24 protein-coding genes are annotated in these 24,378 nt (G+C 70.9%); 14 read left to right on the forward strand and 10 right to left on the reverse strand.

Going from position 1 to position 24,378, the window contains the following annotated elements; translation table 11 throughout:
- Positions 1 to 32 precede the first annotated feature (32 nt).
- The gene (locus ABEA87_RS00550; RefSeq protein WP_345625045.1) at positions 33 to 485 is read right to left on the reverse strand and encodes an SCP2 sterol-binding domain-containing protein; all 453 of its coding nucleotides are present in this window, start codon (positions 483 to 485) and stop codon (positions 33 to 35) included.
- Positions 486 to 605: 120 nt separating this feature from the next.
- On the opposite strand from ABEA87_RS00550, the gene ABEA87_RS00555 reads away from it, so the two are divergent.
- Positions 606 to 1,229: a TetR/AcrR family transcriptional regulator gene (locus ABEA87_RS00555; protein ID WP_345625709.1), complete on the forward strand. Its 624-nt coding sequence runs from the start codon at positions 606 to 608 to the stop codon at positions 1,227 to 1,229.
- A gap of 15 nt (positions 1,230 to 1,244) precedes the next feature.
- Here ABEA87_RS00555 and ABEA87_RS00560 read toward each other — a convergent pair whose 3' ends face one another.
- The 3 genes from ABEA87_RS00560 to ABEA87_RS00570 form a co-directional block, all read right to left on the reverse strand.
- Entirely contained in the window at positions 1,245 to 1,805 is a 561-nt protein-coding gene (locus ABEA87_RS00560; protein WP_345625046.1) for a hypothetical protein, read from the reverse strand.
- Positions 1,806 to 1,879: 74 nt separating this feature from the next.
- A complete protein-coding gene (locus ABEA87_RS00565) occupies positions 1,880 to 2,749 on the reverse strand; it encodes a MaoC/PaaZ C-terminal domain-containing protein (protein WP_345625047.1) in 870 nt (289 codons plus the stop codon).
- A gap of 81 nt (positions 2,750 to 2,830) precedes the next feature.
- Positions 2,831 to 4,171, reverse strand: coding sequence for a 3-oxoacyl-ACP reductase (locus tag ABEA87_RS00570; RefSeq protein WP_345625048.1), 1,341 nt, complete (start codon positions 4,169 to 4,171; stop codon positions 2,831 to 2,833).
- 108 nt (positions 4,172 to 4,279) lie between these two features.
- On the opposite strand from ABEA87_RS00570, the gene ABEA87_RS00575 reads away from it, so the two are divergent.
- Both ABEA87_RS00575 and purB read left to right on the forward strand, forming a co-directional pair.
- Positions 4,280 to 5,575 carry an acetyl-CoA C-acetyltransferase gene (locus ABEA87_RS00575; protein WP_345625049.1) on the forward strand — a complete coding sequence of 432 codons (1,296 nt, stop codon included), beginning with the start codon at positions 4,280 to 4,282 and terminating at the stop codon, positions 5,573 to 5,575.
- A 16-nt stretch (positions 5,576 to 5,591) separates the two neighbouring features.
- A complete protein-coding gene (purB, locus tag ABEA87_RS00580) occupies positions 5,592 to 7,007 on the forward strand; it encodes an adenylosuccinate lyase (protein WP_345625050.1) in 1,416 nt (471 codons plus the stop codon).
- 88 nt (positions 7,008 to 7,095) lie between these two features.
- On the opposite strand, the gene ABEA87_RS00585 is transcribed toward purB, so the two are convergent.
- Positions 7,096 to 7,926 (reverse strand): phosphoribosylaminoimidazolesuccinocarboxamide synthase, encoded by an 831-nt coding sequence (locus ABEA87_RS00585; RefSeq protein WP_345625710.1) that lies wholly within the window; start codon positions 7,924 to 7,926, stop codon positions 7,096 to 7,098.
- Positions 7,927 to 8,103: 177 nt separating this feature from the next.
- On the opposite strand from ABEA87_RS00585, the gene ABEA87_RS00590 reads away from it, so the two are divergent.
- The 4 genes from ABEA87_RS00590 (at position 8,104) to purL (ending at position 12,404) form a co-directional block, all read left to right on the forward strand.
- Positions 8,104 to 8,724 carry a TMEM165/GDT1 family protein gene (locus tag ABEA87_RS00590; RefSeq protein ID WP_345625051.1) on the forward strand — a complete coding sequence of 207 codons (621 nt, stop codon included), beginning with the start codon at positions 8,104 to 8,106 and terminating at the stop codon, positions 8,722 to 8,724.
- Between the two features lie 226 nt (positions 8,725 to 8,950).
- Positions 8,951 to 9,196: a phosphoribosylformylglycinamidine synthase subunit PurS gene (gene purS, locus ABEA87_RS00595; RefSeq protein WP_345625052.1), complete on the forward strand. Its 246-nt coding sequence runs from the start codon at positions 8,951 to 8,953 to the stop codon at positions 9,194 to 9,196.
- On the forward strand, positions 9,193 to 9,879 hold the full coding sequence (gene purQ, locus ABEA87_RS00600) for a phosphoribosylformylglycinamidine synthase subunit PurQ (RefSeq protein WP_345625053.1): 687 nt from the start codon (positions 9,193 to 9,195) through the stop codon (positions 9,877 to 9,879). The genes purS and purQ overlap by 4 nt, the downstream gene beginning before the upstream one ends.
- The gene (gene purL, locus ABEA87_RS00605) at positions 9,876 to 12,404 is read left to right on the forward strand and encodes a phosphoribosylformylglycinamidine synthase subunit PurL (protein ID WP_345625054.1); all 2,529 of its coding nucleotides are present in this window, start codon (positions 9,876 to 9,878) and stop codon (positions 12,402 to 12,404) included. Before purQ ends, purL begins: the two co-directional genes overlap by 4 nt.
- A 251-nt stretch (positions 12,405 to 12,655) precedes the next feature.
- On the opposite strand, the gene ABEA87_RS00610 is transcribed toward purL, so the two are convergent.
- A complete protein-coding gene (locus ABEA87_RS00610; protein WP_345625055.1) occupies positions 12,656 to 14,689 on the reverse strand; it encodes a carboxypeptidase-like regulatory domain-containing protein in 2,034 nt (677 codons plus the stop codon).
- 173 nt (positions 14,690 to 14,862) lie between these two features.
- Here ABEA87_RS00610 and ABEA87_RS00615 point away from each other — a divergent pair, with 173 nt between their 5' ends.
- From ABEA87_RS00615 to amcA, 5 genes are all read left to right on the forward strand, one after another.
- Positions 14,863 to 15,225 (forward strand): sterol carrier family protein, encoded by a 363-nt coding sequence (locus ABEA87_RS00615; protein WP_425570675.1) that lies wholly within the window; start codon positions 14,863 to 14,865, stop codon positions 15,223 to 15,225.
- Between the two features lie 165 nt (positions 15,226 to 15,390).
- Positions 15,391 to 17,004: an amidophosphoribosyltransferase gene (purF, locus tag ABEA87_RS00620; RefSeq protein WP_345625056.1), complete on the forward strand. Its 1,614-nt coding sequence runs from the start codon at positions 15,391 to 15,393 to the stop codon at positions 17,002 to 17,004.
- 85 nt (positions 17,005 to 17,089) lie between these two features.
- Positions 17,090 to 18,217: a phosphoribosylformylglycinamidine cyclo-ligase gene (purM, locus tag ABEA87_RS00625; protein ID WP_345625057.1), complete on the forward strand. Its 1,128-nt coding sequence runs from the start codon at positions 17,090 to 17,092 to the stop codon at positions 18,215 to 18,217.
- A gap of 136 nt (positions 18,218 to 18,353) precedes the next feature.
- The gene (gene amcB, locus ABEA87_RS00630; protein WP_345625713.1) at positions 18,354 to 19,448 is read left to right on the forward strand and encodes a cyclophane-forming radical SAM peptide maturase AmcB; all 1,095 of its coding nucleotides are present in this window, start codon (positions 18,354 to 18,356) and stop codon (positions 19,446 to 19,448) included.
- Positions 19,432 to 19,620: a multiple cyclophane-containing RiPP AmcA gene (gene amcA, locus ABEA87_RS00635; RefSeq protein ID WP_345625058.1), complete on the forward strand. Its 189-nt coding sequence runs from the start codon at positions 19,432 to 19,434 to the stop codon at positions 19,618 to 19,620. Before amcB ends, amcA begins: the two co-directional genes overlap by 17 nt.
- A gap of 356 nt (positions 19,621 to 19,976) precedes the next feature.
- Here amcA and ABEA87_RS00640 read toward each other — a convergent pair whose 3' ends face one another.
- Both ABEA87_RS00640 and ABEA87_RS00645 read right to left on the reverse strand, forming a co-directional pair.
- Positions 19,977 to 20,198 carry a DUF3073 domain-containing protein gene (locus tag ABEA87_RS00640; RefSeq protein WP_345625059.1) on the reverse strand — a complete coding sequence of 74 codons (222 nt, stop codon included), beginning with the start codon at positions 20,196 to 20,198 and terminating at the stop codon, positions 19,977 to 19,979.
- Positions 20,199 to 20,384: 186 nt separating this feature from the next.
- Positions 20,385 to 21,449: a Glu/Leu/Phe/Val family dehydrogenase gene (locus ABEA87_RS00645; protein WP_345625060.1), complete on the reverse strand. Its 1,065-nt coding sequence runs from the start codon at positions 21,447 to 21,449 to the stop codon at positions 20,385 to 20,387.
- A 130-nt stretch (positions 21,450 to 21,579) separates the two neighbouring features.
- Here ABEA87_RS00645 and ABEA87_RS00650 point away from each other — a divergent pair, with 130 nt between their 5' ends.
- Both ABEA87_RS00650 and ABEA87_RS00655 read left to right on the forward strand, forming a co-directional pair.
- Positions 21,580 to 22,419 carry a hypothetical protein gene (locus tag ABEA87_RS00650; protein ID WP_345625061.1) on the forward strand — a complete coding sequence of 280 codons (840 nt, stop codon included), beginning with the start codon at positions 21,580 to 21,582 and terminating at the stop codon, positions 22,417 to 22,419.
- A gap of 226 nt (positions 22,420 to 22,645) precedes the next feature.
- Positions 22,646 to 22,855 (forward strand): BldC family transcriptional regulator, encoded by a 210-nt coding sequence (locus ABEA87_RS00655; protein ID WP_007073996.1) that lies wholly within the window; start codon positions 22,646 to 22,648, stop codon positions 22,853 to 22,855.
- A 169-nt stretch (positions 22,856 to 23,024) separates the two neighbouring features.
- Here ABEA87_RS00655 and ABEA87_RS00660 read toward each other — a convergent pair whose 3' ends face one another.
- Positions 23,025 to 23,414, reverse strand: a complete 390-nt coding sequence (locus ABEA87_RS00660; RefSeq protein WP_345625062.1) for a PPOX class F420-dependent oxidoreductase — start codon at positions 23,412 to 23,414, stop codon at positions 23,025 to 23,027.
- A gap of 19 nt (positions 23,415 to 23,433) precedes the next feature.
- Positions 23,434 to 24,261 carry an acyl-CoA-like ligand-binding transcription factor gene (locus ABEA87_RS00665; protein ID WP_345625063.1) on the reverse strand — a complete coding sequence of 276 codons (828 nt, stop codon included), beginning with the start codon at positions 24,259 to 24,261 and terminating at the stop codon, positions 23,434 to 23,436.
- Positions 24,262 to 24,378 lie beyond the last annotated feature (117 nt).

A 24,378-nucleotide genomic window follows, 5' to 3' on the forward strand; every position in this document is an offset into this window, starting at 1 on the left:
GGCTCAGCCCAGGCGTTACCGGACCGGAGCCCTCACGCCTTGGGGATGTCGAACAGGTTCGCGATGTTGGCCGCGAGCCCCAGGTCACCCTTTGCCTTGAGCTTGCCGGTCATGAACATCATCACCGGGTTGCCGGTGCCGGAGACGACCTTCAGGAAGTCGGCCGCGCCCATGGACAGGGACAGCTTGGGGTCGTTGCTCGGCTCGGGCGACAGCACACACTTGCCGTCGGCGATGACCAGCTCGTACGTGTCGGAGCCGCCGTCCGGCCGGTCTCCCACGTTCCAGTGGATGACGGCGCTGGTGGAGCCGGCGCGGTCCGCGCGGAACAGGGTGGGCATCCGGCTGAAGATGGCGTCCAGTACCTTGCCGCGGTCGTCGCCCTGCATGACGGACTTGATCTCAGCGGCCGAGGCGTTCTTGACGATCTGCGCGAACTGCTGCGGGTCCACCGAGCCAAGGTCGGAGAGATCGAAATCTGCCATGCTGTCCTCCTGAGCACCGGCTAAGCTACTGGTGCGTAACCTTACGCGGCAGTAGGTATCATCGCAACCGTGCCGGCCGCAGCGAAGAAGCGTCTTCCCCGGGCAGTACGGGAGCAGCAGATGCTCGACGCGGCGGTTGCCGTGTTCTCCGCGGTCGGCTTCCACAACGCCTCGATGGATGAGATAGCGGCGCGGGCCGGCATCTCCAAGCCCATGGTCTACGCGTACCTGGGCAGCAAGGAGGAGTTGTTCATCGCGTGCCTGCACCGCGAGGGCACCCGGCTGATGGAGGCGATCGTCTCCGCGGTGGTGCCGCCGCTCGCGGGGCCCGTGCCGGCCGAGCCCGAATCGGCTCTGCCGCCGGACGAACAACTGTGGCGAGGGCTTCGCGCCTTCTTCACCTTCGTGGGCGACCACCGCGACGGCTGGTCGGTGCTGTACCGGCAGGCGCGTGGCCAGGAGCCGTTCACCGCCGAGGTGGCCGCGATGCGGGCACGCATGGTCGACGTGGTGTCCGGGCTGCTCGCCAGGGTGATCGCCGCGGGCGGCCGGCAGCCCCGACCGGCGGACGTGGTGGCGATGGCGTACGCGCTGGTGGGCGCGGGCGAGTCGCTGGCGGACTGGGTGGTCGACCACGTCGAGGAGGCCGCCGAGGTGACCGCCACCCGGCTGATGAACTTCGTCTGGCTGGGCGCGGGCGAACTGCTGCACGGCGCCACCTGGCGACCGTCCTCCCCCGGGTAGGGCTGCCTGGGCGCGCTACTGCGCTGACGAAATCCCGGAATCGGCCGGGACCAGCGGCTCTAGTTCGTGGCCTTCCGAGTGGACAAGTATGAAGTCCGGGTCAGTGCGTCGTGCGGCGGACAGCAACCGGGCGATGACGTCCACTCCCAGGTCGAGGTCGAGCGCGGTGGCGATCCGACCCTGGCATTCCTCAAGGTCGGGACAATCCTCGACGAACTCGGCCCTGCACTCCCCGGAAATCGCACGCATCGCGTCCGGGCCCCGCCGCCAGGAGGTGAGGCAGTCCAGCCACCAGGGGGCCGCGACGACAAGCGTCAACAGGTCGGGAAGGTTCTCGGCGACCAGGCTCGTCATGCCGTCGCTCGACAGGTAGAGAACCGGGCGCTCCTCGCCCCCCGCTCCGCAGAAGAAGTAGCCGTCCCCGGACGCGGTGCCGGCGAACGGCTCCTTCCGCTGGCCGGACCGCAGCGTCTCGTCCTCGCCCACCCAGTAGGGGCGGTTCAGGTCGAAGTCGAACGGGTGGATGAGCAGGTCCGCTAGCTCGGGATCGTGCTTGATCCGCTGGAGGAGACTCATGGCATCCGACGTTATTACCTTCCCGCCAACCCTTCTCGGCCGTCCCCGCGCCCCAGCCCGCCGGAAGCGACCGGTCAGCCGGTGACGTGGCCGGTGAGGTGCGGCTTGCCGGATCGGGCGTCGTGCAGGCCGATGGCCCAGCCGTCGTCGTCCCGCTCGGCGCTGAAGCCGACCGAGGCCGGCAGCAGGATGGGCAGCTTGAACGCGACGTCCACCGCGTACGAGTCGGGCAGCCGGCCCTCCAGCGCCGCCAGGCAGCGGGCCATGCTCCACATGCCGTGCGCGATCGTGCGGGGGAAGCCGAAGACTCGGGCGCCCAGCCGCGAGGTGTGGATCGGGTTGTGGTCGCCGGACACCTTGGCGTACCGGGTACCGACGTCGCGCCCGACCCGCCAGACGGCGGTGGGCCGGGGCGCCGGCGGGCGCGGTACCCGCTCGCGCTGTGCTGTGTCGCGCGGTGCCGGGTCGTCGCGGGCCTTCTCCCGGCGCAGGTACGTGGAGATGCCGCGCCACACCACCTCGTCGTCCACCGAGGCGGTGGTCCGCACGTCGAACTGGCGGCCGCGCTCGTGCGGGCGCAGGTCGGTCGCGCGCACCGTGAACTCCAGCCGCTCGCCGGCGTCGATCGGCCGCAGCACCTCGATCCGGTTGGCGATGTGTACCACCCCGATGACACGTACCGGAAAGTCCACTGCGGACATGAGCCGCATGGCCAGCGGGAACGCCAAAATATGCGGGTACGTCGGGCAGAGCTGGTCGGACAGCCGGTACCCGCACACCCGGTCGTACGCGGCCAGGTGCGCCCGGTCCACGGACAGGCCGCGCAGCACCAGGGTGGTGCCGGGCAGCTCGGTCGACGACCGGTGGCGCAGCTGCCCCAGCGCGGCGTGGCGGTACACGGAGCCGATGCCCGGTGCCGCCGGCACCTCGACAACTTCGCTCATGCCGGATCCTCGCTGCGCTGCGGTCCGGCATGAGGCTCGAGCGCCCTGCGGCTCCGGTGCCCTCGCTGACGCTCGGTCACGTCAGGCCCCCAGCAGCGACTGGCCGCAGACCCGCACCACGTTGCCGGTCACCCCGCCCGACGCGGGACTGGCGAAGTACGCGACCGTCTCGGCCACGTCGACCGGCAGGCCGCCCTGGCTCATGCTGTTGAGCCGGCGCCCCGCCTCCCGCACGAACACCGGCATCCTGGCGGTCATCGCCGTCTCGATGAAGCCCGGCGCGACGGCGTTGACCGTGATGCCGGACCCGGCCAGGATCGGTGCGGTCGACTGCACCAGGCCGATCACGCCGGCCTTCGAGGTGGCGTAGTTGGTCTGGCCGCGGTTGCCCGCGATGCCGGCGATCGAGGCCACCCCGATCAGCCGGCCGCCGCGCGGCACCAGATCCTCGGCGAGCAGCGCCTCGTTGACCCGTTCCTGGCTGGACAGGTTGACGTCGAGGACCGGGTCCCACTGCTCGGGCGTCAGCCGGGCGATGGTCTTGTCGCGGGTGATGCCGGCGTTGTGCACCACGATGTCGACGCCGCCGTGCCGGGCCTGCAGGTGCTCGGCGAGCCGAGCCGGGGCATCCGCCGCGGTGAGGTCGAGCTGGAATGCGGTGCCGGCCAACTCGTTGGCCACAGTGGACAGTGCCTCACCGGCGGCCGGCACGTCGAGGCAGACCACGTGCGCGCCCTGACGGGTCAGTACCCGGGCGATGTCCGCGCCGATGCCCCGTGCCGCCCCGGTCACCAGCGCCACCTTGTCCGCCAGCGGCCGGTCCCAGTCGGCGGGTACGGTGGCGGGGCCCGGTCCGACCCGGATCTCCTGGCCGCAGACGTAGGCGGATCGGTCGGAGAGCAGGAAGCGCAGCGTCGATTCCAGGTCGGCGTCGGGCGCCGCGTACACCAGATTGGCGGTCGTGCCCCGGCCGAACTCCTTGCCCACCGAGCGCACGAAGCCGCCGAGCGCGCGCTGCGCGGTGGCCTCGGCGGGCGTCGCGCACCGCTCGGGAGGGGTGCCCAGGACCACGACGCGCCCGCACGGGTAGAGCGAGCGGGCGTGCGGGTGGAAGAAATCGTAGAGCGCCCGTAGGCCGGCGGAGCGGGTGATGCCGGTGGCGTCGAACACCAGCGCGGCGTTCAGCGCGATCCGGTTCGGGTCGGCCGGCTCGCCCGGGTCGCGCACCTCGACGGCCATCGAATCCAGCAGCTTGCCGATCGCGCCGCCGAGCCGGCCGTTCCCGCCGATGAGCACGGGGCCCGGCAGCAACGGGTCGCCGGCCCGGTACCGGCGTAGCCGGGGCGGCTGGGGCAACCCGAGACGCTTGACCAGGGCTCGACCCGGTCCGGACGCGGCGAAGCTCGCGTACCTGTCGCTCATCGACCTGTCCCGCCGACGCTAATCATGTCCGTCTCTTTCCCAGGACCCTCGCGCGGTAAGCCTACTCATGAGTAAGTTGAGTGCAAGCATTCTCTACCGGGAGGCGTGATGACGTCCAGTGATGCTCCGGTGACGGATGTCGCCGTGCGTCGGGTGGCCATCCTCGGCGGCAACCGCATCCCGTTCGCCCGGTCCAACGGCCCCTACGCCACAGCCTCCAACCAGGACATGCTCACCTCCGCGCTGAACGGGTTGGTGGCCCGCTTCGGCCTTGCCGGGGCGCGGATCGGCGAGGTGGTGGCCGGTGCGGTCCTCAAGCACAGCCGCGATTTCAACCTCACCCGCGAATGCGTGTTGGGCTCGCGCCTCGACCCGCACACCCCGGCCTATGACGTGCAGCAGGCGTGCGGCACCGGCCTGGAGACCGCCATCCTGGTGGCCAACAAGATTGCCCTGGGACAGATCGAGGTCGGCATCGCCGGCGGCGTGGACACCACCAGCGACGCGCCGCTCGGGGTCAACGAGCAACTGCGCACCGCGATGCTCGAATTCAACCGGGCCCGGACGCTCGGCCGTCGGCTGCGCGCGGCCAGCAGGCTGCGCCCCGGGCAGGCGTTCCGGCCGGAGGTTCCGCGCAACGCGGAGGCGCGCACCGGCCTGTCCATGGGTGAGCACGCTGCCATCACCGCCAAGGACTGGGGCATCGGCCGCCAGGAGCAGGACGAGCTGACACTGGCCAGCCACCGGCACCTCGCCCGGGCGTACCGGGAGGGTTTCTTCGACGACCTCGTCACCCCGTACCAGGGGCTGACCAGGGATCAGAACCTCCGGCCGGATACCACGCTGGAGCGGCTCGCCGCGCTGAGACCGGTGTACGGCGACACGATGACCGCCGGGAACTCCTCGGCTCTGTCCGACGGCGCGTCGACGGTGTTGCTGGCCAGCGAGCGGTGGGCGACCGAGCACCGGCTGCCGGTACTGGCCTGGTTCCGGTGGTGCGAGACGGCGGCGGTGGACTTCGTGCACGGCGGCGAGGGGCTGCTCATGGCGCCGGCGTACGCGGTGCCCCGGATGCTCGCCCGGGCCGGCCTGGCGCTGCGGGACTTCGACTTCTATGAGATCCATGAGGCGTTCGCCTCGCAGGTACTGGCCACGCTCAAGGCCTGGCAGGACCCGGACTTCTGCAAGCGGCGGCTCGGCCTGGACGAGCCGCTGGGCGCGATCGACCGCGGCCGGCTCAACGTCAACGGCTCGTCGCTGGCCACCGGGCACCCGTTCGCGGCCACCGGCGGCCGGATCGTGGCCACCCTGGCCAAGCTGCTGGCCCGCGACGGCGGCGGGCGCGGCCTGATCTCCATCTGCGCGGCCGGTGGCCAGGGGGTCACCGCGATCCTGGAGCGCTAGCGGGCAGAATGGGCAGGTGATCCCGAACGTTCTCGCCGCCCGGTACGCCTCCCCCGAACTCGTCGACATCTGGTCACCCGAGGAGAAAGTGCGCGCCGAGCGCAGGCTCTGGCTCGCCGTGCTCCAGGCCCAGAAGGACCTGGGGGTAGCCGTGCCGGATGGCGCGATCGAGGCGTACCGGCAGGTGCTCGACCGAGTCGACCTGGCCAGCATCGCCGCCCGGGAGCGGGTCACCCGGCACGACGTGAAGGCGCGCATCGAGGAGTTCTCCGCGCTGGCCGGCTTCGAGGCGATCCACCAGGGGATGACGTCCCGGGACCTGACTGAGAACGTCGAGCAGCTGCAGATCCGAAGCTCCCTGCTGCTGATCCGGGACCGGATGGTCGCGGCGCTGGCGCGCCTGGCCGAGCGGGCCGTCGAGTACGAGGCCACCGTGATGGTCGGCCGGTCCCACAACGTGCCGGCCCAGGCCACCACGCTGGGCAAGCGTTTCGCCAGCGCGGCGGAGGAACTGCTCATCGGGTACGAGCGGGTGGACGAGCTGATCGCCCGCTACCCGCTGCGCGGCGTCAAGGGCCCGGTCGGCACCGCCGCCGACCAGCTCGACCTGCTGGGCGACGCGGCAAAGGTCGCGGAGCTGGAGCGGTCCATCGCGGCGCATCTCGGCTTCGCCCGGGTGCTGACCAGCGTCGGCCAGGTCTACCCGCGCTCACTGGACTTCGACGTGCTGGCCGCCCTTGCGCAGGCCGCGGCGGCCCCGTCCTCGCTGGCCACCACGATCCGGCTGATGGCCGGGCAGGAACTGGTCACCGAGGGCTTCAAGGCCGGCCAGGTGGGCTCCAGTGCGATGCCGCACAAGATGAACACCCGCTCCTGCGAGCGGATCAACGGGCTGGCCGTGATCGTGCGCGGGTACCTGTCGATGGTCAGTGAGCTGGCCGGCGACCAGTGGAACGAGGGCGATGTGTCCTGCTCGGTGGTGCGCCGGGTGGCCCTGCCGGACGCGTTCTTCGCCCTCGACGGGCTGTTCCAGACGTTCCTGACGGTACTGGCGGAGTTCGGCGCGTACCCGGCGGTGATCTCGCGCGAGCTGGACCGGTACCTGCCGTTCCTGGCGACCACGAAGGTGCTGGTCGCGGCGCTGCGTCGGGGAGTCGGGCGGGAGGTCGCCCACGAGGCGATCAAGGAGCACGCGGTCGCCGTGGCGCTGGCCATGCGGGAGAAGGGCGCGGCCGAGAACGACCTGTTCGACCGGTTGGCGGCGGACTCCCGCCTGGGGCTGAGCCGGACCGAGATCGAGGCCCTGATCGCCGACCGGGGCGCGTTCGTCGGCATGGCGTCCGCGCAGGTGGAGGCGGTGGCCGCCCGGGTGGCCGAGGTGGTCGCCGCGCATCCGGAGGCGGCCGGTTACCGCCCCGCCCCGATCCTCTGAGACGCGATCCGCCGGCCGCACCGGCTCCGGTCGAGGCCGGCCGCACCGGCTCCGGTCGAGGCCGGCGACGCCGGCCTCGATCCGGGGCTCACCAGGGCTTGCCGGTGAGCCGTTCGTAGATCTCGACGTACCGGGCCCGGGTCCGCTCGACCATGTCGTCGGGCAGCTCCGGCCCTGGTGCGCGCTTGTCCCAGCCGGTACCGGCGGCCCAGTCCCGGACGAACTGCTTGTCGAACGAGAACGCCGGCCGGCCGGGCTGCCATGAGTCGGCCGGCCAGAACCGCGACGAGTCCGGGGTGAGTACCTCGTCGGCGAGCACCAGGGTGCCGTCCGGCGCCCAGCCCAGCTCGATCTTGGTGTCGGCGATGATGATCCCGCGCTCGGCGGCCAGCGTCGCGCCCCGCTCGTACACCCCGAGGGTGATCTCGCGCAGTCGCTCGGCGGTCTCCGCCCCCACGGTCTCCACCACGGCCGAGAACGAGATCGGCTCGTCGTGCTGACCGGCCGGCGCCTTGGTGGACGGGGTGAAGATCGGCTCCGGCAGCCGGGAGGCCTCGTCGAGGCCGGCCGGCAGCGACACCCCGGACACGGACCCGGTGGCCCGGTACTCGGTCAGCCCGCCGCCGGTCAGGTACCCGCGGGCCACACACTCGACCGGGACCATCTGGAGCCTCCGGCACCGGATCGCCCGGCCGGCGAACTCGGGCGGCACGTCGGTGGCCGAGATCACGTGGTTCGGCAGGAGGTCACCCAGTTGATCAAACCACCAGACGGACAGCTGGGTGAGGATCCGGCCCTTGTCAGGGATCGGGGTCGGCAGAATCACGTCATAGACCGATACCCGGTCGGAGGCGACCAGGATGAGGTCGTCGCCGTCCGCGTAGAGGTCACGGACCTTGCCTGAGTGCAGGAGCTCCACGGGGGCCAAGTACATCACGCGTATGCTCGACCAGGCTGCGAAGGGCGGTCGCGGAGCCGTGACCACCTTCGCCGGGCGCGATCCGGCCGGCGTGTGGCACCCGAAGTGATGGATCCCCGGCGTCAGCGGCGCCTGGGTTTTGGGCGTCGCGGTAAGGCGGCCGGGGGTGAGGGTGTGATGACCGGTTACGTGATCGCGGCGCTGACCGCGTTCGTGTTGATCGTGCCGGTCGAGCTGCCCGACAAGACGTTCGTGGCCACGCTGGTGCTGGCCACCCGGTACCGGCCCTGGCCGGTCTGGCTCGGTGTGGTCGTCGCGTTCGGCGTGCAGACCGCGGTCGCCGTCCTCGCCGGCCGTTTGATCACCCTGTTGCCCGCGGCACCCGTGCGGCTGGTGGCCGCCGGCCTGTTCGCGGTGGGCGCCGTGCTGCTGGTCCGATCGGCCCGCCGGGCCGGCATGGAGGAGCAGCACCAGGAGCACAAGTTCGAGCGCAAGCTCGCCAGCGACCAGGATGAGCGGCGTGACTTCCTCCGGGCCGCCGGCGCGAGCTTCCTGGTGCTGTTCGCCGCCGAGTGGGGCGACCTGTCCCAGCTGCTCACCGTCGGGCTGGTCGCCCGGGGCGGGCACGCCGCCGCGGTCTTCGTCGGCTCCTGGGTCGGCTTGGCGGCGGTGTCCGGTACCGCGGTGGTGCTCGGGCGGGTGCTGCTGAAGTACGTGAGCCTGGCGATGGTCCAGTACGTCGGCTCGGGAATTTGCGCAATATTAGCTGTATTGACCGCGATAAGCGCTCTCACGTGATTACGGGCCCCTGAGGCGCCTCACTCAAGGTGCCCTGTGCGCCACAGAACGCCACAAATCAACGGCAGCTTTTCCCAGAATTGGTAACTATCGCAGCGAATGTGACAAAGCTGACACCGAATCGACCCGTTCGGGTGACAGTCGGTGATCTGGGACCGGCGGCGGCCCGGTAGGCTTGGGCCGCCCACACACAGGCATTATTCGTTTCACCAGTCAGGAGTACCCCGTGGCCCGCGTCGTGGTCGACGTCATGCTCAAGCCCGAGATCCTCGACCCTCAGGGCCAGGCAGTCGCGAACGCACTGCCGCGGCTCGGGGTCACCGGGGTCGAGTCGGTACGCATCGGCAAGCGGATTGAGATCGAGTTTGCCGGGACCGCCGACGTCGAACGTGCCCGGGAGATCGCCGACAAGCTGCTCGCCAATCCGGTCATCGAGGAGTTCACCGTGCACCTGCCGGATGGCGACTCGTGAGGATCGGCGTCGTCACCTTCCCGGGCTCGCTGGACGACGGCGACGCCCGGCGCGCCGTGCGCCTGGCCGGCGCCGAGGACATCGGGCTCTGGCACAACGACCCCGAGCTGCACCAGGTCGACGCCGTCGTCCTGCCCGGCGGCTTCTCGTACGGCGACTCCCTGCGGGCCGGCGCGATCGCCCGGTTCGCCCCGGTGATGGAGTCGATCGTCGACGCCGCCAAGGGCGGGATGCCCGTCCTGGGTATCTGCAACGGCTTCCAGGTGCTCTGCGAGGCGCATCTGCTGCCCGGTGCGCTGACTCGCAACACGCACCTGCACTTCCGCAACCGCGACCAGGCGCTGCGGGTGCAGTCCACGAGCACCTCGTGGACCAAGAACTTCACCGAGGACCAGGAGATCATCATCCCGGTGAAGAACGGCGAGGGCCGGTACGTGGCGGACGAGGCCGTGCTGGATGAGCTGGAGGCCACCGGCCGGGTTGTCGCCCGGTACGCCGGCGGCAACCCGAACGGCTCATCGCGCGACATCGCGGCGATCCGCAACGAGGCGGGCAATGTGGTCGGGATCATGCCCCATCCCGAGCACGCGGTCGACGCGCTCACCGGCCCGTCGACCGATGGCCTCGCGTTCTTCGCCTCGGTGCTGGCGCACCTGGCCGGCAGAGTAGGGGTCGAGGCATGACCACGACGGAAGACCAGACGGTACCGGCGCAGCACGCGCCCCAGGCAGTCGCGCCGCAGGGCGAGCCCGACTCGGCCGCCCCCGAGCACGCGGCGCCGGAGCAGGCGCCCGACGAGGTGCTGGATAACGAGGTCATCGACGACCCGGAGGACGAGTCGGACGAGGCCGAGCTCGAGTCCGCCGACGTGCACGCCGAGGAGGACTTCGGCGCGCACGAGGGCCAGGGTTCCGAGGCGGAGCGGCTCGACGAGCCGGGCACGCCGGACACCGTGGCGCGGGCCGCCCGACGCCCCGATGACCGGCAGCCATACCGGGCGCTGGGCCTGCAGGACGACGAGTACGAGAAGATCCGCAACATCCTCGGCCGCCGGCCCACCCAGGCCGAGCTGGCCATGTACTCGATCATGTGGAGCGAGCACTGCTCGTACAAGTCGAGCAAGGTGCACCTGCGCCAGTTCTCCGAGAAGGCGGCGCCGTCGGACCGGATGCTCGCCGGCATCGGCGAGAACGCCGGTGTGGTCAAGATCTCCGATGACCTGGCGGTCACGTTCAAGATCGAGTCGCACAACCACCCGAGCTTCGTGGAGCCGTACCAGGGCGCGGCCACCGGCGTCGGCGGCATCGTCCGCGACATCCTGGCCATGGGCGCCCGTCCGATCGCGGTGATGGACCCGCTGCGCTTCGGTGCGCCCGACCACCCGGACACCGCCCGGGTGCTGCCCGGCATCGTGGCCGGTGTCGGCGGGTACGGCAACTGCCTCGGCCTGCCCAACATCGGCGGCGAGCTGGTCTTCGACCCGTGCTACCAGGGCAACCCGCTGCTCAACGCGCTGTGCGTGGGCGTCCTGTCGGTACACGGCCTGCAGAACAAGGCGGCCACCGGCCCGGGTAACTCGGTGATCCTGATGGGCGCCAAGACCGGGCGCGACGGCATCGGCGGCGTGTCGGTGCTGGCGAGCGCGACGTTCGGCTCCGGCGCTCAGTCGCAGCGGCCCAGCGTTCAGGTCGGCGACCCGTTCGCCGAGAAGCTGCTCATCGAGGCCTGCCTGGAGATCTACCGGGCCGACCTGGTGGTTGGCATCCAAGACCTCGGCGGTGCCGGGCTCACCTGCGCGCTCACCGAGACGGCGGCGGCCGGCGGCACCGGCATGTCGGTCAACCTGGACACGGTGCCGCTGCGCGAGCCGTCGATGCAGGCGCACGAGATCCTGGCCAGCGAGTCGCAGGAGCGGATGCTGCTGATCGTCGAGCCGGGGAAGGTGCACACCGTGCTCGCGGTCGCCGAGCGCTGGGGCGTACCAGCGACGATGATCGGTGAGGTCACCGACACCGGCCGGCTGGTCATCGACTGGCACGGCGAGACGGTGGTCGACGTGCCGCCGGCCTCGCTGTGTGACGATGGCCCGGTGTACGCGCGTCCGATGCGCGAGCCGAGCGACCTGCCGCTGATGCACGCCGACCGGGCGGAGACGCTGCCCCGGCCGTCGACCGGCGACGAGCTGCGCGAGACCGTGCTGCGGCTGGCCGCCAGCCCGAACCTGTGCGACAAGTCCTGGGTGACCGAGCAGTACGACCGGTACGTGCTCGGCAACACGGTGCTGGCCCAGCCCGAGGACGCCGGGGTGCTGCGGATCGATGAGGAGTCCGGGCTCGGCGTCGCGCTGTCGGTCGACGGCAACGGCCGGTACAGCCGGCTCGACCCCTACGCGGGTGCGCAGCTGGCGCTGGCCGAGGCGTACCGCAACGTGGCGGCGACCGGCGCGACCCCGCTGGCCGTGACCAACTGCCTCAACTTCGGCTCGCCCGAGGACCCGCAGGTGATGTGGCAGTTCGCCGAGGCCGTGCGCGGCCTGGCCGATGGCTGCCTCGAGCTGGGCATCCCGGTCACCGGTGGCAACGTCAGCTTCTACAACCAGACCGGCGCCGTGGCCATCAACCCGACCCCGGTGGTCGGCGTGCTGGGCGTGCTGGACAACGTCGCGGAGCGGGTACCGATGGGCCTGCGCAACAACGGCGACGTGCTGATCCTGCTCGGCGACACCCGCACGGAGCTGTCCGGCGGCGAGTGGGCCTGGGTGGTGCACCAGCACCTGGGCGGGCGTCCGCCCAAGGTCGACCTGGCCCGGGAGAAGCTGTTGGGCACGGTGATCGCCGCGGCCGCCGAGCGTGGCCTCCTGTCGGCCGTGCACGACCTGTCGGACGGCGGGCTGGCGCAGACCCTGGTCGAGGCGTCCCTGCGCCATGGCGTAGGCGCCACGGTCGCGCTGCCCGAGGGCATCGACCCGGCCGTCGCGTTGTTCTCCGAGTCCACCGGCCGAGCGCTGGCCGTGGTGCCCGCGGGGCACGACAAGGCGTTCACCGCCCTGGCCGAGGAGCACGGGCTGCCCTGGACGCCGCTCGGCGTGGTGGGTGGCTCCGCGGTGGCCGTTCGGGACCAGTTCGACATCCCGCTGGACGAGTTGCGCACGGCCTGGACCGGCACGCTGCCGGCCCTGTTCGGGGCGCCGGAGCCGGCCGCCGGCTGACCGGCGCCCAAACCACCGGAGCCGGCCGCCGGGCTTTGACCGGGGGCCGGCCCAGACTGGGCCCCCGGAACCAGGGCCTGACGCACTAGGCCCTGCCATTTTCCCCGCCGCGACGGGGCCCCGCTGTGAACCGGCCCCGGTCGCCCGAGCGGTGGCCCATCCCCGGCCCATCGCGAGCGTTGCTCCGAAAGCGAAGTTCCCGGCCACCCCTCGGGGTGACCGGGAACTTTCGTCTTCCGGTGGACCGTCGCCTAGTCGTCGAGCCAGTCGAGCGAGCGGCGTGTCTCCTGCTGCGGCGGCTCGTATCCGCCGCGCGGCTGGCCGTGCCCGCCGCCCCGCTGCTGCTGCTGTTGTTGCTCGTACGGGTCGGCCGGTGGCTGGTACCCGCCCCGGGGCTGGTAGCCGCCGCGCTGCTCACGGCCACTCCCGTCGTACCCGGCGCCACGCTGGTCGTCGTAGCCGGCCGGCTGCTCGTACCCGCCGGCGGGCTCGTACCCACCGCCGGGCTCGCCGTACCGAGAGGTCGCCTGGTCGGCTCCGTACCCGCCGCCCTCGTACCGCCGGGTGCTGTCCTGGTGCCCGCCGCCGCGGTGGCCGGCGTCGTACCCGGCGCCACGCTGCTCGTCGTAGCCGGCCGGCTGCTCATACCCGCCGCCGGACTCGTACCCGCCGGAGCCGCCGTACCGCGAGGTGGGGGCCTGGTCGCCGCCGCCGTAGCGGGTGGTCGCCTGGTCCCCGCCGTAACGCGAGGTGGGGGCCTGGTCCCCGCCGGTGTAGCGGGAGGTGGCCTGGTCGGCTCCGTACCCGCCGCCCGAGGAGGGCGGCTCGGCCCGGCCGTACGTGGTGGGCTCGTTGTAGCCGTTGTAGTCGCGGGGTGGCGCGGCGTAGGGGTCGGCGGCCGGCCCCGGGTTCGGCGCGCCGTACGCCGGCCGGGTGGGCTCGTAGGCGCCGGTACCCGCGTCGTAGCCGGCACCCCGGTCGTAGTCGCGCTCGCCGTACCCGCCGCCCGCGTAGGAGTCGCCGTACCCGCCGCCGCCGTACCCGCCGTCGCCCTGGTACCCCGGGGTGGCGCCGTAGCCGGCCACCTGCGTCGGGTCGGGTGCGCCGTACGGGTCGGCGTACTCGTCGACCACCGGCCTCTGCAGCATGGTTGGCGCGTCGGACATCACGTTGCCGTACCCGCCGGACCGGATCTGGGTCTCGTCGTTCGACCCCCGGTAGGCGCCCCGGCTCGCCGGCACCGGGGACGGGCCGCGGCGCGGCATGTCGCTGTCGTCCTCGCCCGGGTCCCCGCCCTCGTTGCGGCGGCGCCAGAGTATGTAGCCGATCGCGCCGGCGCCGGCCAGCACGAGGATCACGCCGAGCACGATCAGCAGCATCGAGAGGCCGCTGCCGCCGCCGTCGCCACCGCTGGCGGCGGCCCCCTGGGTCGCGAGACCCACCACCGAGGCGGTCGGGCCGGCGGCGCTGGGTATCGGCAGCGGGCTGTCCGAGGCGCTGGCGGGCGCGTTGGCCGTGAGCACGATGCTGGCCAGGTTGTAGGACTGCCCGGCCTGCGTGTCCTGGCTGACGTCCTTCTCCTGGTAGCCGTCCTTGGTCACGACCAGCGCGATCTCGCCGGGCGAGATCGGGTTGCTGTCCGTGGACCGGAAGGAGAACTTCCCGCTGGAGCTGGTGGGAGTCTGGTAGGTGTGACCTTCGCCATCCTGCATCGCCACGTTGGCGCCCGCGACCGGGTTGCCGGTGGAGATGTCGTGGACGCTTCCGCTGATCGCGGCGACGGTCGTCGGCGCGGCCTTGGTGGTCGGCGGTGGCGGGGGCGGGGGCGGGGCGGCGGCGTCGCCGTGGGCGACCACCTGGAAGTTGGCGCTGTCGCTGTGCTGCTGCCCGTCCGCGGTGTCGTTCGTCGCCACATTCACGGTGCCGCTGCCGGTCACCGTCTGCCCAGCCGGGATGTTCTGCGTCGCCTTGATGCTGAACGAGATCGTGGCCCGGGTGTCGTCGTCGCCGGCCTTGAACGTCACGGTGCACGACGTATCGCCGTTGCCCTCGCAACCCTTGGGGTCACTGACCGTGAAATTGCTGTTCAGGCCATTGATCGTGACGGTGACGTCCTCATCCTGGCCGCCCTGGGCGATCGGGTTCTTGTTCTGAACAACGATCTGGAGGTTCTGTTTGGCGCCGGGGCCGAAGTCGCCCAGTGGACTAACAGACACCCCGATGGCGCTGTCGGCGAAAGCGGGCGTCGCGACGGCGCCCATGGTTCCCGCTACCAACACCGCCATGAGTCCGGCACGCAGCGTCCAGGCTCGTCGGTGCGCAGTCAACATCCACCGCCTTCCGTTCTGACTACCCCCCGTGCGGATTTGCACCGTGGGCAACTATGCCTTGTCTGGTGTCCCGACGAAAGTCAGGGGGCATGCCTAAGTAGGTCGGGTGCGAGTCGTATCGTCCCGACGTGTCCCCTGTGCACCCCGGTCCGGCGGCTGTGGCCGCCTCCGTCCAGGCCCTCGACGCCGGTCAAGAACCGGCTCGTGAGCTGCTGCGCGATGCCGTGCGGTGGTTGTTGTCCGAACTCTCCTCGCGTGCGCCTGGCCGATCGGTGGAGGTGCGGGTCCCACCCTACGGTGCAATTCAGTGCGTCGCCGGCCCGCGACACACTCGTGGTACGCCGCCGAACGTGATCGAGACGGATCCGGTCACCTGGGTACGACTCGCCACCGGGCGGCTGGAATGGTCCCGGGCACTGGCGGAGGGCCGGGCCGCGGCGAGCGGCATCCGTACCGACATCTCCGAGTTGCTGCCCGTCTGGACGGGATGACCCGTCCCGGGGGCGCCGCGAGGTATGCGATGTCGGCGTGCGTAGCGGCGTCGATGCCCTGCGTAGCCCTACTGACGGCAACGAAAAGCTGGCTCTCCGCTATGCCTTCTGGCTCGCGTACACTGTCACGCGAACAGGAAGCACCAGCGGCGCAAGGAGCGGCAAGTGCCCCGAGGCGACGGCCGGTTGAGTCACGAGCTTGACCCAGGGCGGCCCGGCCCGCAGGACGCGTGTGGGGTCTTCGGGGTCTGGGCCCCCGGCGAAGAGGTAGCCAAGCTGACCTACTTCGGGCTATACGCGCTCCAGCACCGTGGCCAGGAGGCGGCCGGCATAGCGGTCAGCGACGGCACCGGCGTGATGGTCTACAAGGATCTCGGCCTGGTCGCCCAGGTCTTCGACGAGCCGACCCTGGCCAGCCTGCAGGGGCACCTGGCCATCGGGCACGCCCGCTACTCCACGACCGGCGGCCCGACCTGGGAGAATTCCCAGCCGACCATCCAGTCCACGGAGACCGGGACCACCATCGCCCTGGCTCACAACGGCAACCTGGTCAACACCGCCGACCTGTCCGCCGCGATCCAGACCGAGGACGGCTCGACCAGCGACACGGCCCTGGTCACCGCGATGCTCGCGAGCATGCCCGACCTGTCGGTCGAGGCCGCGGCCATGCGGGTGCTGCCCCAGCTGCGTGGCGCCTTCAGCTTCGTGTTCATGGACGAGGACACGCTCTACGCGGCCCGTGACGTGAACGGGGTACGTCCCCTGGTGCTCGGCCGCCTCGAACGTGGCTGGGTAGTGGCCAGCGAGACCGCCGCCCTGGACATCGTGGGCGCCAGCGTGGTGCGCGAGATCGAGCCCGGCGAGCTGATCGCCATCGACGAGGACGGGCTGCGCTCGCAGCGCTTCGCGGCACCCGATCCCAAGGGCTGTCTGTTCGAATACGTCTACCTGGCCCGGCCGGACACCACGATCGTCGGGCGCAACGTCTACGCCACCCGGGTCGCCATCGGCCGCCGGCTCGCCCAGGAGCACCCGGTCGAGGCGGACCTGGTCATCCCGGTACCGGAGTCGGGCACCCCGGCCGCCATCGGCTACGCCGAGGAGTCCGGCATCCCGTACGGGCTGGGCCTGGTCAAGAACACCTACGTGGGCCGCACCTTCATCCAGCCGTCGCAGACCATCCGACAGCTCGGCGTGCGGCTCAAGCTCAACCCGCTGCGGGAGGCCGTCCGGGGCCGCCGCGTGGTGGTGGTCGACGACTCGATCGTGCGGGGCAACACGCAGCGCGCGATCGTCCGGATGCTGCGCGAGTCCGGCGCGCTGGAGGTGCACGTGCGCATCTCCTCGCCACCGGTCAAGTGGCCGTGCTTCTACGGCATCGATTTCGCGACCCGGGCCGAGCTGATCGCCAACGGGTTGGACACGGAGGGCATCCGCCGCTCTATCGGTGCCGACTCCCTGGGCTACGTCTCGCTGCCCGGTCTCATCGCCGCGACCGAACAGCCTCGGACCCGGCTGTGCCGGGCGTGCTTCGACGGGGAGTACCCGATCGGGCTGCCCAGCGACAACCTCATCGGAAAACACGTGCTGGAGAGCGTCGGCCGGCGGGTGGCCGGTGACGCCACCCACGATGACCCGGGCGGCGCCATGGCGGGCCAACTGGCCGGCGCCGGAATGGGCCGCGACAGCGAGGCCGAGCGCCACGAGCCGACCGACGACGCCACCGATGCCCGTGGCACCGCGAATTTTGGGACGGCGGACGCGCTGCTGCGTCAGTGACCACGAAGGTAACCGACGTCGGCCCGATGGTCGACCGGGCGGAAGCGCTTAACCGGGGCGCAACCGTCGTACGGAGGAGATAACAGTGACGCAGACCGAGCGGGCCGAGACCCCATTCCAGCCGTGGTCGGCTGGCAACGGACGCTCCGGCCGTAAGCGGACAGTAACCTACGCCGACTCCGGTGTCTCGATACACGCCGGAGAACAGGCCGTCGAGTTGCTCAAGCCGAAGGTGCAACGCACCCTTCGACCTGAGGTGATCGGCGGCGTCGGCGGCTTCGCGGGCCTCTTCCGGCTGGACATGAAGAAGTACAAGCAGCCGGTCTTGGCCTCCTCCGCGGACGGCGTGGGCACCAAGCTCACCGTGGCGCAGGCCATGGACATCCACGACACGGTCGGCATCGACCTGGTCGCGATGGTCGTCGACGACCTGGTCGCATGCGGCGCCGAGCCGCTGTTCCTGCTGGACTACATCGCCTGCGGCGAGGTGGTCCCGGAACGGATCTCGGAGATCGCGGCGGGGATCGCGGACGGCTGCCGGGCGGCGGGCTGTGCCCTGCTCGGCGGGGAGACCGCGGAGCACCCCGGCGTGATGCGCCCGCACGAGTACGACATCTCCGGCACCGGGGTCGGCGTGGTCGAGGCCGACGCGATCCTGGACCGGGAGAATGTCCAGCTCGGCGACGTGGTCATCGCCATGGGCTCGTCCGGGCTGCACTCCAACGGGTTCTCGCTGGTGCGGCACGTGCTGCTCGCCGGCTCCGGGCGGCTGCGGCTGGACAGCATCGTCGAGGAACTCGGCACCCAGCGCAGCCTCGGCGAGGAGCTGCTCACGCCGACCAGGATCTACGCCAAGGACTGCCTGGCCCTGGTCGAGGAGTGTGACGTGCGGGTGTTCGCGCACATCACCGGCGGCGGCATCCCCGGCAACCTGTGCCGGGTCCTGCCCGACGGCATGGACGCCATGGTCGACCGCTCGACCTGGCGGCCGCAGCCGATCTTCGACCTGGTGCAGGCCAGGGGACGGATCGAGGCCGCCGACATGGAGAGCACCTTCAACATGGGCGTCGGCATGATGGCCGTGGTCTCGGCCGAGGACGCGGACCGGGCGCTGGCGCTGCTGGCGGCCCGCAAGGTCGAGGCGTGGCCGGTAGGGGAGATCGTCGAGGGTACCGGCACGGTGCAGATGGTCGGCTCGTACACGAGGGGGTAGCACCGGGCTTCGGCCGGCCCGGGGGGTCGATCATTCGGAGGAGGGCGCACTAGCCGGTATGGCTGGCAGCCCCTAGTCTGAATCGACACTCCCGAGACGGAGGAGGGGACCTTTGTCGTCTCCGTCGTGGAGCGGGATGCGCGGGATAGCCGTGGTTCCCTCTTACGTGATCATGCAGCCCACCACGTTGTGCAACCTCGACTGTGAGTACTGCTACCTCCCGTTCCGGTCGGTGGAGCGGCGGATGCCCGTCTCCGTGGCCGAGGCGGTCGCCGCCTCGGCCAACCCCTGGGCGGCGCGGGCGCGCCGGTTCTCCGTCGTCTGGCACGGTGGCGAGCCGACCAGCGTCGGGCGAGCGCACCTGGCCCGGCTCATGGCCCCGTTCCGCGGTGTCGAGCACCACATCCAGACCAACGCCACGCTGATCGACGACGCCTGGTGCGAGTACTTCGTCGAGCACGGGGTGCGGGTCGGCGTGAGCGTGGACGGCCCGCGGTCACTGGCCGCGCGGCGGGTGGTCCGAGGGGGCCAGCAGGCGTACGACCGGATCCTGCGCGGGGTCGGTGCGCTGCGCCGGCACGGCATCCCGTTCGCCGCCCTGTGCGTGGTCTCCGACCCCCGGCCGGGCCTGGCCGCCGACCTGTACGAATTCTTCCTCGAGCTGGGCTGCTACGCGCTGGGCATCAACGTCGAGGAGCGGGAGGGCGTCAACCTCCGGGAGACCGGTTTCGGCGGAGCGGCCATGCAGACCTTCTGGGCGGAGCTGACCGCGGCCTGGCGGGCCGACCCGCGGATCGAGCTGCGCGAGGTCGAGTGGGCCCTGAGGTACGCCGGAGCGGCCCTGGCCGGCACAGATGACCAACTGCTGCCGCGCCAGTTCGATCCGATCCCGGCGATCGGCGAGGATGGCAGGGTGGTCCTGCTCTCCCCGGAGCTGGCCGGCTTCGTCGACTCCCGGTACGGCGACTTCTCCTCGGGCAACGTCATGGAGCACCCACTGCACGAGATCGTCGCCCGGGCGGCACGGCACCGGGAGGGCTGGATCGGCGAGTACCTGTCCGGCGTCGAGGCGTGCCGGGCCAGCTGTCCGTACTTCGGCTTCTGCGGCGGGGCGCACGCCTCCAACCGGTACTTCGAGCATGGCCGGTTCGACGGCACGCAGACCAACCACTGCCGGAACAGCAAGATCCGCCTGTTGGAGGGAGTGCTGGAGTATGCCCGAGAGCACTGAATCGATCGCCGACCGGGTGCGCGCCGCCGGGCCGGGGCTCGCCGCGATGCTGGCCGAGGCGGAGCACGCGTGGCGCGCCCGCACCGAGGATCTGGGTGCCGGTAGCCCGGGATGGCGGCCGTTCGAGGACGCCTTCCCGACCTTCTACCAGTTCACCAACAGGCCCCGCTGACGAGGCTCTCAGCCCTTGCCGGGCCCGCCCGCGGTCGCCGGATCCACCCCGCGCGGATGCCGGGTGAGGCACCCGAGGACGGGCGGCTCGGGGTGCCGCAAAGGCCGGCCCGTCACGGCCGGCCCGTCACCGATCGGTGCACTTGTCAGCCGGCGCCCCTGATGCCCGGGCCGCTGACGGGATCGCCGTCGCGTTGCCGCTGGCACCGGGGTGAGGGCCCCAGCGCGCCGTTCGGACCGATCTGATCGCGCCGTCGGCAGAGCCGGGATCGCCGGAGTGGGAAGGGTCACACCGGACGGCGCGGCGGCACACTTAAGCACGCGGGAGAAACCGCGTGCTTGTGTGCCGCCCGGTCCTTACCGGCGCCCAGGCGTCCAGGCGCCGTCGTCCGACTCGTCCTCGTCGTCCTCATCGTCCGAGTCGTCGTCAAGCAACTCGCCGTAGTTGTCGAAGTGTTCCTTCGACTTCTCGCTGCTGGCGAGCTCGCGCTGCAGTGCAGCGAGGTCGGTGTTTGGGGAGTGGTACTTCAACTCCCGGGCCACCTTTGTCTGCTTCGCCTTAGCTCGGCCGCGCCCCATGGCTCGACCCCCTCGCACAGAATTACGGGGCAGCCCAATCCAGACGCGCCCCGATGACTACAGGCATCTCTCGTGGCTCATACGGTACATGTCGAGAGCCAGGTTCGGCACCTCGGCCCTCCGCCACCCGGTCCTTACCCGGCGGGCCGGCCCGTCCAACGACTCTGACGAGCCGGACCCGATCTATTAAAGCCTGATCGTCCGCAAACGCCCGACTTCGGCCATCCGGCGCTCGGCGAGCCGGTCCGCGGCGGCCGCCGGAGGCACTCCCTCGGCGTCACCCAGGGCCAGGATCTGCCGGGTGGTGTCGAAGATCTTGGTGGCCCGCAGCTTCGCACGGTCGAAGTTGAAGCCCTCGATCTCGTCGGCCACCTGGATCACGCCGCCGGCGTTGACCACGTAGTCCGGCGCGTACAGGATGCCCCGGTCCGCCAGCAGCTTGTCGACGCCCGGGTGGGACAGCTGGTTGTTGGCCGCGCCGGCCACGATCTTGGCGCGAAGTACCGCCACCGCGTCGTCGTCCAGGGCGCCGCCGAGCGCGCAGGGGGCGTACACGTCGATGTCGGAGCGGATCAGGTCGTCGGCGTTGTCGACGAGGTTGACCTGCGGATACGTCGCGCGGACCCAGTCCAGTGCCCGCGAGGAGACATCGGTGGCCACGACCGAGGCGCCGTCCTCCAGCAGGTGCGCGGTCAGGTGCTTGCCGACCTTGCCCAGCCCGGCCACGCCGACCGTGCGTCCGGACAGGGTCGGGCTGCCCCAGCGGTGCTCCGCGGCCGCCCGCATGCCCTGGAAGACTCCCCAGGCGGTAAGGATCGAGGAGTCGCCGGCCCCTCCGTGCTCGACGCTGCGCCCGGTGACGAACCTCGTCTCCCTGGCCACGACGTCCATGTCCTGCACGTAGGTGCCGACGTCGCAGGCGGTGTAGTAACGACCGCCCAGCGAGGCGACAAATCGGCCATAGGCGCGCAGCAGCGGCTCGGACTTTTCCCGATCGGGGTCACCCCAGATGACCGCTTTGCCGCCGCCGAGGTCGAGCCCGGCGAGAGCATTCTTGTAGGCCATGCCACGGGAGAGTTCGAGCACATCGTGCAACGCGTCGGCCTCTGCGGCGTAGGGATAGAACCGAGTTCCACCCAGAGCCGGCCCCAGCGCGGTCGAGTAGATGGCGATGATCGCTCGTAGGCCGGACTGTTTGTCCTGGCAGAAGACCACCTGTTCGTGATCGGCGTCACTGCTGAACACTCCCATGGCAACACTCCCTCGTGGGGTAGATGTCCGTCGTCCGGCGGGGTGGTACCGGATATCAGGAACTCTAATGCGGTCCACCTGTTGCGTACGCGGCAGCGGAACCACCGTCCGGCGTGGCACGATCGCCTGCGTGCCCTCGAACTTTGCCGCCTACCTTCGGGTGTACGAGCCGTTGACCGCTTTCGACCGGGAGCGCCAACTCTACTGGCGCCGCTACGTCAAGGACGGTCGAGCCATCGGGCCGCTGGACGGCCCCGGCCGACAGCGCACCGTGGTCATGGAGGCTCTTGGCGCCGGCTGGACCCGGCTGCCCGACCTACCCGACGAGGCCTACGTCCTCGAGACCGATGAGACCCTCTTGATCTGCCCGTGGAACCTGCGGTTCCGGGTCGCCGAGGCGGCGCTGTCCGCCCGTGACGGGGTGCCGGCGGTGCTGGCCGACGCCTTCGTCCCGCCCAGACTGGCCGGCCTGGCCAAGTCCGTGGTCGAAGACTGGCGCAGTGGCGCGAAGGTGCTGGAGCAGGGGATGCCCCGGGTACACGAGCAGGTGTCCACCTGGGGTGTGCCGCTGCGCTGGTTCGTCTTCGTCGAGCTGGCCGAGAAGCAGCTGTCCGTCCGGCCCGGCCGGCGGGTGCTGCGGTACCGCACGGAGATCTCCAAGGCGCGCCGGCGCGCTCACCGGGCGCACTCGGTGTTGCGCAAGTCCCTGGGCGACGCGCCGATCACCGAGGCGGTCGAGGAGAGCACGCGGTGGCTGGAGGAGTTCCACCCGCGCTCCTTGGTTGAGCTCGACTACGGCGGTCTTGTCCCCCTTCTGTCAGATGATGCCCTCGCCGCCGATGACTCCCCGGGGTTGGTGGCGACCGGACTCGCCGGCCTGTCACACGGCGACGCGGACTCCGCCACCGAGGCATATGAGCAGCTAGTGGCCAGGTGGCGAGCGGTGCAATTGCTCGAACGGAGCAACTAACTCGAAAATGGTTCGTATTCGTCCCATGACGCAGAGTAATAAATCATCCAAATAAGACATTATCTACCGTACAAAATACGGAAAAATCGGGCATTCATCATCCGTCCATCCACGGACCTTCAGCCGTTCGGTCCATGTCGGACATGCGGGACTAGCCGGACCATGGAATCGCGTCGGCCGGCGGGACCCCGGCCGTCGTTCTGAGATATCTGTGGAGGAGTGACCGATGGCATCGCGTACGCACGAGCCTGAGCCGCTGCTGACCCCGGCCGAGGTTGCGTCGATGTTCCGCGTCGACCCGAAGACCGTCACCCGGTGGGCCAAGGCGGGCAAGCTGAGCGCCATCCGCACTCTCGGTGGCCATCGCCGGTACCGGGAGTCGGAAGTACGCGCCCTGTTGCAGGGGCAGATTCCCCAGCAGCGTCAGGGGGACTGACCAGATTCGATACAGCGGCGCGGTTCGATCGCGGACCCACCGACGAGTCGGGGGCGAAAGGCGAGTATGGCTACACGTCTTTCGCCCCTGAGGCGTATCTGCCCGGGCTTTCCGGGTCGCGCCGTCGCCCCGCCACGGCCGTCGCCCCTGGTGCGGCCGTCTCGTGGGGTCAGCCCGCGGGAGCGCCGTCCAGGTCGATTCCGATGCCAACCGTGGTGCCCGGGCGCCTACGCGCCCGCCAGGTCACCAGCCGGCCCTGGAGCCGGTACTTCTTGATGATCAGATCGATGATCCGGAGCGTATCTTCGGCCGGCAGCAGGTGCGCGCTGGCCGCCGCCGGCTCGCCCAGCGGCCTGCCTCGGACCGTGCAGGGCGCGATCGTCACCGAGGCGTTGCGCCGGATCCTCTTGACCTTGCCGGCGCCGGCGCCCGTCCAGACCGCCAGGCGGTCGCCGTCGCGGACCACCCACACCGGGGTGGGCACCGGCGTGCCGTTCCCGCGCACGGTGGTCAGCAGCACGTAGCGCCGATTGCCGAGTCCCTCCCACGGATCTGCCACGACCGATACCGTATCCGGCTCAGCCGCGGGGTGGATCCCCAATGCCGGCAGTGAGCGATGAATACGCCCGGGCGCGCAGCTCGATGAGCGACTGGCGCCCCCCGGCCGCCTCGAACACCGCCAGCGCCGCCTTGATCGCCGCTATCGCCGCCGCCGCGAGCAGCTGCGGGTACAGCTCGGCCGGCGGTAGCCCGGTGCGGTCCGCGACGTGCTCGGCGATCACGTCGTGCAGGTGCTGAAAGATCATGTGGTACGTGCCGCCCAACTCGGGCATCCGCTCCATCAACCGCAGCCGGTCCAGCACCTGCTGCTGCTGGTCGGGGTCGCCCAGCTCCATCGCGTCCAGTGCGGCGCCCACCGCCTGCACCGGCGACTCCGTGGCCGGCCGGGCCAGCAGGGCGGCGCGCATCTGGTCGGTGATGTTCATCGCCATGTCGCCGTAGAGCACGTGCTGCTTGGACTGGAAGTACCGGAAGAAGGTCCGCACCGCCACGTCGGCGGCCTCGGCGATCTCCTCGACCGTGGTGCGTTCGTAGCCCTGCTTGGCGAACAGCCGCAGCGCCGCCGCCTCCAGCGCGGCCCGGGTCTCGATCTTCTTGCGCTCGCGGCGGGTGGGCGCCGCGGTCTCCGGCGTCGCCCCGGACGGGGTTGCCCGCGTGGTCGCCCCCGGCGCGCTTCTGGCCGGCGGGGCGGTGCCCGGCGCACCCGCGGCCGGTCCGGCCGTTGCCGGCGCGCCCGGCCGCGCCCCGCCGGTCCGCGACGCACCGGCGGCGGGCGGGCCCGCCCGCCTCGGCTGCGCCGGCCCCGGGTTCGGCGGGGGTTCGTGCCGGGTTGGCGCGGTATTCACGCTCACCACCTTCTCATGGTTGCGCGCTGGCATGCATGGCATGTTGTGCCAGATGGCATGCGATGACATGCTGCGTTGAGTGCCATCATGCATTCGAATGCCACTATGCACGTCGTG

The sequence above is a fragment of the Rugosimonospora acidiphila genome (assembly GCF_039543385.1).
GTDB classification, from domain to species: domain Bacteria; phylum Actinomycetota; class Actinomycetes; order Mycobacteriales; family Micromonosporaceae; genus Rugosimonospora; species Rugosimonospora acidiphila.